This window comes from Chryseobacterium sp. L12 (genome assembly GCF_056133985.1).
On record NZ_JBVYOF010000013.1, the window covers coordinates 109,312 to 121,717 of the forward strand.

The 12,406-nt window shown below is 34.5% G+C and carries 12 protein-coding genes; 4 read left to right on the forward strand and 8 right to left on the reverse strand.

What is annotated here, in order from left to right:
* Positions 1-9: 9 nt before the first annotated feature.
* The 6 genes from AC0NBN_RS08485 to AC0NBN_RS08510 form a co-directional block, all read right to left on the reverse strand.
* Positions 10-777 carry a TIGR02757 family protein gene (locus tag AC0NBN_RS08485; RefSeq protein ID WP_160812186.1) on the reverse strand — a complete coding sequence of 256 codons (768 nt, stop codon included), beginning with the start codon at positions 775-777 and terminating at the stop codon, positions 10-12.
* A gap of 7 nt (positions 778-784) precedes the next feature.
* Positions 785-1,699, reverse strand: a complete 915-nt coding sequence (locus tag AC0NBN_RS08490) for a ribonuclease Z (protein ID WP_143885372.1) — start codon at positions 1,697-1,699, stop codon at positions 785-787.
* A 144-nt stretch (positions 1,700-1,843) separates the two neighbouring features.
* Complete coding sequence (gene rdgB, locus AC0NBN_RS08495; RefSeq protein WP_143885373.1) at positions 1,844-2,413, reverse strand: RdgB/HAM1 family non-canonical purine NTP pyrophosphatase; 570 nt, start codon at positions 2,411-2,413, stop codon at positions 1,844-1,846.
* Between the two features lie 242 nt (positions 2,414-2,655).
* Positions 2,656-3,066, reverse strand: coding sequence for an alpha/beta hydrolase-fold protein (locus AC0NBN_RS08500; protein ID WP_160812185.1), 411 nt, complete (start codon positions 3,064-3,066; stop codon positions 2,656-2,658).
* Between the two features lie 91 nt (positions 3,067-3,157).
* Positions 3,158-3,808, reverse strand: a complete 651-nt coding sequence (locus AC0NBN_RS08505) for a leucine-rich repeat domain-containing protein (RefSeq protein WP_143885374.1) — start codon at positions 3,806-3,808, stop codon at positions 3,158-3,160.
* Between the two features lie 112 nt (positions 3,809-3,920).
* Complete coding sequence (locus AC0NBN_RS08510) at positions 3,921-4,577, reverse strand: hypothetical protein (RefSeq protein WP_228430150.1); 657 nt, start codon at positions 4,575-4,577, stop codon at positions 3,921-3,923.
* Between the two features lie 215 nt (positions 4,578-4,792).
* On the opposite strand from AC0NBN_RS08510, the gene AC0NBN_RS08515 reads away from it, so the two are divergent.
* Genes AC0NBN_RS08515 through AC0NBN_RS08530 form a run of 4 tightly spaced genes read left to right on the forward strand, consistent with a single transcriptional unit; the run spans position 4,793 to position 9,864 of the window.
* A complete protein-coding gene (locus AC0NBN_RS08515; protein WP_160812184.1) occupies positions 4,793-5,470 on the forward strand; it encodes a TetR/AcrR family transcriptional regulator in 678 nt (225 codons plus the stop codon).
* Between the two features lie 9 nt (positions 5,471-5,479).
* Positions 5,480-7,153: an ABC transporter ATP-binding protein gene (locus tag AC0NBN_RS08520; RefSeq protein WP_160812183.1), complete on the forward strand. Its 1,674-nt coding sequence runs from the start codon at positions 5,480-5,482 to the stop codon at positions 7,151-7,153.
* 4 nt (positions 7,154-7,157) lie between these two features.
* A complete protein-coding gene (locus AC0NBN_RS08525) occupies positions 7,158-8,474 on the forward strand; it encodes an HlyD family secretion protein (RefSeq protein ID WP_160812182.1) in 1,317 nt (438 codons plus the stop codon).
* Entirely contained in the window at positions 8,458-9,864 is a 1,407-nt protein-coding gene (locus tag AC0NBN_RS08530) for a TolC family protein (protein WP_160812181.1), read from the forward strand. Before AC0NBN_RS08525 ends, AC0NBN_RS08530 begins: the two co-directional genes overlap by 17 nt.
* 94 nt (positions 9,865-9,958) lie before the next feature.
* Here AC0NBN_RS08530 and AC0NBN_RS08535 read toward each other — a convergent pair whose 3' ends face one another.
* A complete protein-coding gene (locus AC0NBN_RS08535) occupies positions 9,959-10,807 on the reverse strand; it encodes an alpha/beta hydrolase family protein (RefSeq protein ID WP_160812180.1) in 849 nt (282 codons plus the stop codon).
* A gap of 52 nt (positions 10,808-10,859) precedes the next feature.
* Entirely contained in the window at positions 10,860-12,380 is a 1,521-nt protein-coding gene (locus tag AC0NBN_RS08540) for a polyamine aminopropyltransferase (RefSeq protein WP_160812179.1), read from the reverse strand.
* Positions 12,381-12,406 lie beyond the last annotated feature (26 nt).

Consider the following 12,406-nt stretch of genomic DNA (forward strand, 5'->3'; position numbering starts at 1 on the left):
CGTTTTTGTTTACAGTAAATCTTTGGTTACTCCTAATCCAAAAAGTGCAAAATCATATTTTGAAGGATCTTTATCATCCAGCTTTCTCACAATAATATCAAGTTCTTCTACCGTTTTCCAGTCATTTTGAGTTCTGGAAATCAAACCAAGTTTCCTGGAGATATTCCCTGTATGAACATCTAAAGGAATGGATAAAAACCGTTGATCTATTTTCTGCCAGATTCCGAAATCTACACCCCGGTTATCTTTTCTTATCATCCATCTAAGAAACATCATGATCCGTTTGGAAGAAGAATTTTTATAGGGCGAACTTACATGTTTATGCGTTCTGTGTTTTTCTGTTCCCAAAAACTTCTGCCTGAACCTTTCTATAGAATGCTGGAAATTGGTTTCTTCGTTATTAATCAAAAACAAATCTTCCAGACTTTCATTTTCACTGTAAATTTTTTGAAACTGCCTGATGAAATAAATAAAATCTTCACCATTGAAGGTTCTGTGGATATTTTTATCCTGTAAAGAGGTCAAATCACTTTCGGTATGGTTCATCACAAAGTCATAAGGCGAATTTCCCATTATGTCCAGCATTTTATCCGCAGACCTTATGATAGATTTTCTATTACCCCAGGCTATAGTTGCCGCCAGAAAACCTGCAATTTCAATATCCTGTTTCAAGCTGAAACGATGCGGAATCTGTACAGGATCATCCTGAATAAAATCCAGATTGTTATAAAAATCTGCCTTCTCGTTCAGAAAATCTTTTAATTCTGAAAAATTCATTTCCATATCAAATTTTCACACATTCCAACGCTTTAGGAAGATATGTATTGGGGAAAATATTTCTTGCTTCATCAGTAAAGACCGTTAAGTCACCATAACGATTGGAAAAATGACCTAAAATCAATTTTCCGACCTCAGCTTTTTTAGCAATTGTAGCCGCTTCCAAAGCCGTAGCGTGACCGGTATAATCTGCCATTTCTTTCAAATCATGAAGAAAAGTAGACTCATGATATAGAACACTTACATTTTTAATAATAGAAACAACAGACTCTAAATATCTTGTATCACTGCAAAATGCATAAGAAACCGGCGGTGCAGGATCTGTTGTCAGAATTTCATTTTTCAAAACATATCCGTCGCTTAATACAAAATCTTTTCCTGCCTTCAGATGATGATAATCACAAGTTTCAATTTCACTGTATTTAGAGACTTCTTCTATATTGATGTGTCTTTCTTTAGGTTTTTCTCTAAATAAATATCCGTTGCAGTAAATCCTGTGATCCAGCGGTATGGTGTACACTTCTACCCGGTTATCTTCATAAATTTTTTCTGAATAATCCTTATCCAGCTCATGATAGATGACCTCAAAGCCTCGGTGGGTTTCAGTGATGGTAAAAATTGTTTCAAGCATTTTTTTTATTCCTTTCGGACCGTATACATGAAGCGGATTTTCTCTTCCCAAAAGCCTGAAAGACGCAATGAGTCCCGGCAAACCAAAACAATGATCACCATGAAGATGCGAAATAAAAATATGATTAATCTTTGAAAATCTTGCTTTGGCTTTTCTAAGCTGCACCTGCGTTCCTTCTCCACAATCAATCAGGAAGCATCGTTCTTCCATTTCCAGAAGTTGTGACGTCGGTGATGTATTCACCGTCGGAATAGCAGAATTAAAACCCAATATCGTTAAATAAGTACTCAAATCAAAAAATTATAGGACGCAAATGTACGATAAAAGGTTGAGGTTGAAAATCGACCTGAAATTAAGACTGTTTCAAATCAATAATTTTTCAGAAAAAAATCTGACAGCTTTTCAACCAGATAAATGTCTTTGTCCGACAAAAATTTATTTATTCAAAAATTCCAGAAACAAATCCAGTGCTTTTTTTCTGTGACTAATTTTGTTTTTATCTTCGGGATTCATCTCTGCAAAAGTCTTTTCATATCCTTCCGGAACAAAAATAGGATCATATCCGAATCCTTTAAAACCTTTGTTTTCATTCAAAAGATTACCATAAACTCTTCCTTCAAAATATTGAGCCCCATTTTCATCATAATAGCACAGAACGGTAATGAAAAAAGCTTTCCTGTTGTCAATATCCTCCATTTCACCCAAAACTTTTTCAATATTTTTAGCAAAATCATGATCTCCTGCATAGCGGGCAGAAAAAATTCCCGGTCTACCGTCTAAAGCCTCCACAGCCAAACCGCTATCATCTCCCAAACTTGGAATTCCTGTTTTTTCAAAGCAGTACTTTGCTTTTATTAAAGCATTGGCATGGAAAGAATCACCGTCTTCTACAATTTCTTCATGAATATTGTAATCTCTAAGGCTCTTAACCAAAAATCTGTCTCCCAGAATCTGCTGAATTTCTTCTTTCTTGTGAATATTGTGTGTAGCTACTAATAATTCCATTCTTGATTGATAATGATATTAAGTCCGGCAAATTTATAACTTTATTAGAGTTTTAAGGCTTGAAAGAGGACAATTCTTATTAGTACTTTATTTATTAAATAAAAATTCTACAGGAATATGAAGCCTTTTGCTCTTTATAAGTTGAATATTTTTTATCAACCATCAGTTTCAATTCTTTTATCAGAAACCGCAGAGAATGATCAGAATTTGGAGAAATGACTGGTCAGACCGTCCTGATTTTCTTAGCTGTGAGCAGATAGTATCTTTTCTGTTGGTGTAAGATTTTCAAAAGGTTTTTGTGGAAAATAGTCTGAATGTCTCAGCTTCGGATCATTCCATATTCCGACGACAATCGTATTTTGTATCTTATTACTTTTAATGAGATCAGAAATCACATCATCTACATTCCAAGACTGCTTATTCCACGTAAGATCAGAATCATAAAGCATTTGTCCGTCGTGCATATATAGCACAGCGTATTTTTTTGACGTGGAATAATTTTCCGGCAGCCACACATCAATATTTCTTGGGGTAACATACCGGGAATTAAAGTTGGGTATCCTTTCAATTTTTCCGCTTGCAACTTTCGGAATTTGTGCCTGAAATGCAGAAAATAATGAAACTAAAAAAAAGAGCAGAAATCTATACATCATTTATAATTTGATACAAATATAAATTTTAGCATCCAAAATTTTCATCTGTAACTGGAAATCTTTCTTTTAATCTTATAATCTGCATTCTGTATTAAAATGTAATGACAACACCATAGTCATTCATAATCTGATTGATTTTCAACGGATCCCGAATCTGGTTATTCTGAAAGTCCATATATTTAAGATCTTTCAAATTGATGATTTCTTTTGGTACATTTTTAAAATCATTATTGTTCAGATACAAGGATTCTAAATTTTTAATTTTTGAAAAATTTTTAGGAAGTTTCGTCAGATGATCATTTTCAAGATGTAAAATTTTTAATTTGGGTAATAGTGAAAGTGTCTCTACTGTTTGTTCCAGATTCATATTTTTTTCTTCATTCAGATACAGCTCTTCCAGATTTTGCAGACTGCGGAAAGATTTGGGAAGATTCTTAAAATTATTTCCGCTGATATCTAATATTTTGAGATTCTGAAGCTGCGAAATTCCTTCCGGTAAAAAAGTGAGACCGTCGTTTTTCAGGCTCAAATATTCTAAATTTTTAAATTGTGACCAAAAGCCTTCAGGAAAATCAATCTTCTGATTGCTCAGATCAAGTTTTCTTACTGTTTCAGGATTTCTTAATGCTTCTTCTATTGAAGTATAGGTCTTTGTTTCCTGAGAAAAGTCCGTGTTTTGTGAAAAGCTTACATTGAAAAAGCTTAAACACAAAAACATCAATAATAGTGTAGATGTTTTCATTTCGGATATTTTTGTTGTTAAATTAACCAGCCTTTATTTCTTATTTTACTGACAATTGTAAGTGTATTAATCCGGCAGAGATTTTTTTCTCAGCCGGATTTTAAGTTCAAGTTTACTTTGTTTCCGGTTTGTAAGGAAGAGAAGACTTGTGAACAATAATTCTCAACTTTCCGTCTTCACCTTTTCTGAAAACCCATGTTTTGTCTACCATTACCTCATCACCTTCTTTATCGGTTACCCAGACATTTCCCATGGTAATTGCTACCGAACCGTAAATCTGGATTCCCTCATTATTATTTCCGGCATTGTCGTATCTCGCTTTCACCCATGGTTTTAAAGCAAAACCTTTATCATTAGGATAATCCGGATCTCCTCCTACAAAATAAGCCAAAGCTCCTTTTTTGTCGTTTCTGAAAGTTTGATCTCCGTACGCCAAAGTAGGTTTAAAGAAAACTTTACCCTGATCATAGTTGTAAGCATCAGACAATACCTGTTCTGCAAATTTTTTATAATCGCCCCCTTCTTCTTTTATCTGACCAATCTTCACAAGTGCATCACACCAAGCCTGCTGAGCCGCATTTACCTCATCATAGGTAATAATATCCTGCGCTCCTTCTTCCACATATACCAATCCCAGTTCATCTATCACTTTCTGCACTTTTTCATTTGTCTGGACAGGCTGACTTGGAGCTTTTTCCGTTACTTTATTACAGGAATACACCGCAGCTGCCACCATTAAACTTCCTAAAAATAATTTTGCTTTTTTCATAATTGTAAGTATTTAAATTGTTAGTATATGTTTTTCGATTTTTTATTGTGCTTTATCTAAGTCTCTTGCTTTTTTTATGATAGTAAGATTTTAAAAACAAAATCAAATACTATGCCAATTGATAGTATTACTATTTAATGTAATTATAAAATATTTTTTGGTATAAGTTTTGCTACACCTGATAATAGTTATAAATTTGCAATATATATTGAAAAATGGAATTTAAGGTTAAATTTAAGGTCAACGAAAAACTATATTTAAAAGATCCCGAAAACAGTGAGATCGGGAAAGCTATTGTGAAAAATTCTATCGAATTGATTTATGAAACCGGTTTTGAAAGCTTTACCTTCAAAAAACTGGCTCAAAAGATCAGCTCGACAGAAGCTACTGTTTACAGATACTTCTCTTCTAAGCATAAACTTCTCACCTATATCCTCAACTGGTATTGGTCTTATATAGAATTTATTTCTAATATTAAACTGCAGGAAATAAAAGATCCTTACCAAAGAATTGAAAAAATGCTTGAGATCATCACTCATAATAATGAAACCGATGATAAGATTGAAGATTATGACCTTAATAAGCTTCACAGCATTGTGATTGCAGAAAGCAGCAAATCTTATCTTGTAAAAGAAGTAGATGAGATTAATCAGGAAATGGTTTTCAGCCCGCTAAAAAGCCTTTGCAATTTTTTAGCTGAAGTGATTATTCAGGCAAAACCTGATTTTCAGTTTCCGAAATCTTTTGCAAGCACACTTCTGGAAACAGCCCATGATCAGCAGTTTTTCAGCGAACATCTTCCTAAACTTACCGATAATCATATTGATAGAATAGATCATAAGCAATATGTTCTAAACTACTTGAGATTCATCACCTTTAATTTGATAAAATAATACTGAACGATGGAAACTTCTCCTAAACAGCACGGTTACAATCTTTTTAAATACGTTACTAAAGAGAAGAAAGATGTTACCAATATATATTTTTATGCCATTCTGAACGGTTTGGTACAACTTAGTGTTCCGCTTGGGATTCAATCAATTGTGAGTTTTGTAATGGGAGCCACAATGGCAACATCCATTTATATTCTGATAGGATTTGTAGTTTTGGGAACGTGGCTTGTAGGACATTTCAGGCTGAAAGTAATGCAGATTATAGAAAAAATTCAGCAAAAGATTTTTGTTGAATTTTCCATTGCATTTGCAGAAAAGCTCCCTAAGGTCAATCTTTCAGCCACAAGAAAATATTATCTTCCCGAATTGGTTAACCGTTTTTTTGATACACAAAACCTCCAGAAAGGAATCTCTAAAATCTTACTTGAAATTCCGACAGCACTAATCCAGATTTTCTTTGGAATTTTACTGTTGTCTTTCTATCATCCGTGGTTTTTGGTTTTTGGTGCACTAGTTGTGATTTGTGTAATTGTAATCTTTAGGTTTACAATGGAAAGTGGTATCCAATCAAGTATCGAAGAAAGTGATAAAAAATACGAAGTAGCATCCTGGATTGAAGATATTGCAGCGTCTATCAAAACTTTCAAACTCAATTCCAAGACAGAAATTCATCTTGCAGGAACCGATGAGAGAGTGGTAAAATATCTTAATGGACGTACAAAACATTTCAGAGTCTTGGTTTTCCAGTACAAAACAATTATTGCCTTTAAGGTCATCATTACATTGGTAATGCTCGCAATTGGAACTTACCTTCTCGTTAATCAACAGCTGAATATTGGTGCTTTCATTGCAACAGAGATTGTAGTTTTGAGTATCATGATGGCGGTTGAAAAGCTTATCATAAGTCTGGAAAGCTATTATGACGTAATTGCGTCACTGGCAAAACTGAATAAAGTAACAGATCTGCCGGAAGAAAATATGGGAGCCATCAATTTTGAAGAAGAAAATGTCGGTTTTGAAATTGAATTTCGGGATGTAAATTTCGCATTCAACGATTATCAGAAAATTTTGGAAAATGTTAATTTTAAAATCTCTGAAAATAGCATTAATATCGTTACGGGAGAATTGGGTGCAGGAAAATCGCTACTTCTTAATATGATGACAGGATTTTATGAGCCAAGTTTCGGAAGTATATTATTTGATAAAATTCCAATTAAAAATATCGACAGAATATCGCTGAGAAATCAGATAGGAATGTATCTTGAAGACATGACGATCATTAAGGGAACTGTTTATGAAAACATCATTCTCGGTCACAATGAGACATCTGCCGAACAAATTCTGGATATTTCTGAAGAAATAGGAATTGAAAACTTCTCAAGCCAGTTCAGCAACGGTTTCTTCACCAACATCAGTGAGACTGATACGGAAATATCATTCAGCTCCAAAAAGAAAATCCTGCTTCTGAGAGCAGTAGTTGGTGCAAGGAGACTATTAATTCTGGAAGATCCTTTAGACGGAATGAATGATGAATTTAAAATAAAAATGAGAGACTATCTCTTGAAACTGAAAGAAAACACTACCATCATTATTGTTTCGAAAGATGAAAGTCTCATCAATGATGCTGATCAACATCTACATATAGAAGACGGAACGGTGAAAATTTTATTTAATAAACATTAAGACAATGAAACTGCAATCAGTAGATAAAATATATCTTATCAATAAAGAATCCCGAGTGAAAAGATGGTTTCTTTTCATCCTTCTTGGCGGTATTATCGTTTTATTTTTACCTTGGACGCAAAATATCCAGGTTAAAGGAAATGTAAGCACGCTTTATCAGGAACAGCGTCCGCAGCAAATGAACTCACCAATTCCTGGAAGAATCATCAAATGGTATGTAAAAAACGGTGATTATGTAAAAAAAGGAGATACCATTCTTCAGCTTTCCGAAGTAAAAGAAGATTATCTGGATCCGCTCTTGGTTAAACGAACTGAGCAGCAGGTAGAGGCAAAAAAAGGAGTAAGAGATTATTACGAAGCCAAAGTAGGAACTACAAACAGTCAGATTGACGCACTGAACTCTGCAAGAGATCTGAAACTGAGCCAGCTTAAAGTAAAAATAAGCCAGCTGAACAACAAATTAGAAGGTGAAGAAGCGGAATTACAGGCTGCAAGAAATGAGCTTCGAATGTCTGCAGACCAATATGACCGACAGAAAAAAATGTATGATGAAGGCTTGGTTTCACTCACACAGTTCCAACAAAGAAGTGTTTCTTATCAAAATGCTTTGGCTAAAAAAACATCTGCCGAAAATAAAATCGCTCAGACAAGACAGGAAATTGTAAACGTAAGCATTGAGCAGAATGCAACTATTCAGGATTATAACGAAAAACTCAGCAAAACGGAAGGTGACAGATTCCAGAGTATGGGACAAATTGAAGGCAGTGACGGTGATATTGCCAAACTTGAGAATCAGGTTGCCAATTACAGAGCAAGACAAGGTTTGTATTTTGTAATTGCTTCGCAGGATGGTCAGGTTGTACAGATCAATAAAGCTGGAATCGGTGAAATCCTTAAAGACGGTGAAAGTATAGGAGTAATTGTTCCTGAAAATGTAGATTATGCAGTAGAAATTTACATTAAACCCGTTGATTTGCCTTTGGTAAAAGAAGGACAGCGTGTGATGTGTATCTTTGATGGTTTTCCGGCAATTGTATTTTCGGGATGGCCCAACTCAAGCTATGGAACTTTTGCAGGGAAAGTAATTGCTGTAGAAAGCAACATCAGTACAAATGGTTTGTTTAAAGCACTTGTCATTCAGGATAAAGATGAAAAACAATGGCCGCCAAAAATTAAGATAGGAACCGGTGTTCAGGGAATTGCTATTTTAAATGATGTGCCGATCTGGTACGAATTGTGGCGAAACATCAACGGATTCCCGCCTGATTATTACGAAGTGAACACAACTGATAAATCTGCAGGAAATGAAAAAAGTAAATAAATTATTTTCAGCTTTTCTAATTCTGTTTTCTATCCAGTTTTCTTTTGCGCAGGATTCTCTGAAACTGTCGCATCAGGAGTTTATGAATATTGTTAAAAATTACCATCCGTTAGCTTTCAAATATCAGCTTCAAAACAGGATTGCCAGAGAAGAGATTACCAGCGCCAGAGGAAATTTCGATCCTGTAATTGCTGGAAAACTGGGCGAAAAAAATATTGACGGGACAAGATATTATTCCCAGAGAAATATTGAACTTGGTATTCCCACATGGTACGGAATAGACATTACAGGAAGCTACAATTATCTGGAAGGTCAAAAACTCAACAGCAGCGAAACACCGGGAGGGTTATACCAGTTCGGAATTACAGTTCCATTAGCTAAAAATCTTTTGTATGACCGGAGAAGAGCCATGCTGGATCAGGCGAAATTCGGGTTGAGAATGACAGAAGCAGAACAGACGGTACTTACCAACGAACTTCTTTTAGATGCAGAAAATACGTTCTGGGAATGGGTAAAAAATTATGAAATATATAAGCTGCAAAAATCTGCCGTTCAAATCAATAGAAAACGTCTGGATCTAACAAAAAAAACATACGAGTTTGGCGAAAGACCTGCGATTGATACTGTTGAAGCCGCATCACAGCTGCAAAGTTTTGAACTTCAGGAACGGGATGCTTTTTTGAACTTTGTAAAAAGCACCCAGGATTTGCAGATGTTTCTCTGGAAAGAAAATCAGGAATTCTATGAAATTTCACAGCTCATTTTCCCATCATCAAGTCTGGATGAGCATTCAGGGTACAATGATTATGAATTCCTGGTAGAAAACGTAAAATCCAGACAGGTGGAAAATCATGCGTCATTGGAGTATTATTTTCAGAAACAAAACATTCTGGAAAGTGAACGACGACTGAAATGGCAGAGCTTTCTTCCTAAAATAGATTTTACCTACAATTTTTTTAACAAAGAAAATTACAGACCAGATTATCTTCCTTTTTTTGATAATAATTTTCAATACGGACTAAAACTGGAAATTCCTGTTTTCATGCGTCAGGCAAGAGCCGATTACCAGATTGCCAAACTGAAAATTTCACAAAACCAACAGGATTCTCAGCTGAAATTTCGAGAAATTAATACAAAAATTGAAACTTACAGAAACGAAGTAAGCAATTATTTTACCCAGATTGATATTTCATCCCAGAACCTCAACAATTATGAGCGACTATTAAACGCTGAGGAAACAAGGTTCAGCAACGGTGAAAGTTCCTTATTTCTCATCAACTCAAGGGAAAACAAATTATTGGAAGCCCGTGAAAAAAACCTGGATCTGAAAGCCAAATTTCTAAAAAGCTATAACAAACTAAAATGGCTTAACGAGAATTTTTTAAGATAAATTTCTAATAATATTAAACTAAAAGGCTTTAGCATTTCAATTTTCGCTAGAGCCTTTTGCTATTTTAAAATCTAAATGATTTGTTGTTTTAAAATTATTGATTCACCATTTTCTCTTGAATAAATTTTATTGATTTTTCTACAGCTGTATTAAGATCTGCAGGTAATTCTCTACTTTTCCATGGTTCTGAAGCCCCAAAGGTATGATTGGCATTTTCAATTAAAAACAATTCGGAATTGGGATTTAAAAACCGGAGATGTTCAGCATTTTTTGCACTTACGCTGTCATCTTTTGTCCCATGAATGATCAGAAAATGTGCTTTTGCTGTTTCGGCAGCTCTTTCCACATCAAAACAGAGTTTATTGGTTTGAAAATCTTCAAAAAACTGGTAATAATGAGGCATTTGCTGTTTTGTTCTTCCGTTTTCAACATAGTAGACACCATTTTCTTTCCAGTTTTCGAGTGCTTCGTCTTTTGGGAAACGTGCAAGAGAATCAACGCTTGCCAATGTAATCAGACCATTTATTCTGGTGTCTTCAGAAGTTTTCACTAAAGAAATTCCACCACCCCTACTGTGACCTATGAGAATAATTTTCTCGGGATTTACCTGAGGTTCTTTGACAAAATGATCTAAAACAAAACTTAAATCTGAAAGCTCTTTAGAATAATTATTGTTACCAAAGGCTTCAAGATCTTCAAAATTTTCGGGATTCTGAACGGTGGTTCCATTGTGTGAAAAATTAAATTTCACAAAGTAAAAACCTGCTTCGGCAAATTTTTCAGCCATCAGATCCCATGCTCCCCAATCTTTGTAGCCTTTATATCCATGAACGAAAATGATCAGCGGCAACTGATGATCAACTTTTGGATAAAATGTATCTACCAGAAAATCTTTTGTTTCAGGATTTGAAAGTATATTATTTTTACTGATAATAATTTCCATACTCATCTTTTTTGAATGTATGTAAATTTAGCAAAAATAAAACTTCATGCTGTCAGTTGGTCGTCATATCTGTCTTCCATTTGTACCAGTCATCAAGAAAATAGTCCAAAACCACAGGATTATCTATGGTATTGATCTTTGTGGAAACAATGCTGATGTCTTTAGGAAGTTCAAATGAATTGATAAAAACATTTTCGGTAAGAAATTTCAGATTCTCGGGAATTTTGCGATGTTTTTTTTCGTTAAAATCAGTATTTTTTGCAATAGTATACCCCCAATATCCAAAAGAAGGCACGTAAACCTGATAGGTTTTGGTATAATTAAAAATAGAACTCACTGTATTCTTAATACAGCTGAAAGCCGTGTTGGAATAATACACTTCTCCGGACTGCGTTACAAAAACTCCGTCTGCTTTCAGATTTCTTTTGGCAAGACCAAAAAACTGTTTGCTGTAAAGTTTTGCAATGGCATCAACAGAAGGATCAGGTAAATCTGCAATGATGACATCATATTCCTTAATATTGTTTTTCAGAAAAGTAAAAGCGTCATCAGCAACCAGATTTACTTTAGGATTCAGAGAAGCTTTATCATTTATTTTTAGAAGATGTTTATTTTTCTTTGACAAATCGAACATCATCTGATCTATATCTACCACATCAACACTCTTCACAGTGGGATGTTTCAGAACTTCCCGGCTCGCCAGATTTTCACCGCCACCAAGAATTAGAATATTTTCCGGATTATCATGAATCAGTAACGGAACGTGAACCAGCATTTCATGATAACGGTATTCATCTTTAGAGCTGAACTGTATTGAGCGGTTTAAAAAAAGCTTTACATCATCATTATTTTTTGTAATGACAATTTTCTGGTATGGTGTCTGAATGTTTTCTACAATCGGACTTTTATATATTTTTTCTTCCCATACTTTAAGCATTGATCCTGTAGTGACGACCATTACAATAAGAAAAGCCAAAACAAAAATTCCGAAATAAAAAGTTTTGTTTCTTTTCTTTAATAATTTCTGACTCAGCCAAAGTCCCAATACAATATTCACAATCCCAAAAAGAAGTGACGAATAAAACAGACCTACAAAAGGAAGCAGAATAAAAGGAAAGATAAGGGTGGCAATAAGCCCACCAATATAATCCAGCGACAAAAAATTGGAAAGATTATCCTTATATTCTTCACTTTCATTCATAAAGGTAAGAAGTGGCACCTCCATTCCCGTAATTAGTCCGATAAAAAACATGATCACCAGACAAAAAGCCTGTAATACTCCCGGACTTACATTCACAAAAAGAAAATAAAGAAGAGGAACCGAAATTCCGCCTATTAAACCCAAAATGACTTCAATAAAAACAAAAAAATCCAATGGCTTTTCTTTAAAAAATTTTGATAAATAAGCCCCAATTCCCATTGAAAACATATAAACACCTATGAGAATAGAAAACTGCATTACCCCATTACCAAGGAAGTACGTTGCAGTAGCGCTGATGAGCAGCTCGTAAATAATTGAGCATAATCCTGCAACAAAAACTGAAAAAGCTAAAATTTTTATTTTCGGTTTCAAAATAATCTTTATATTTGATTTTAAAC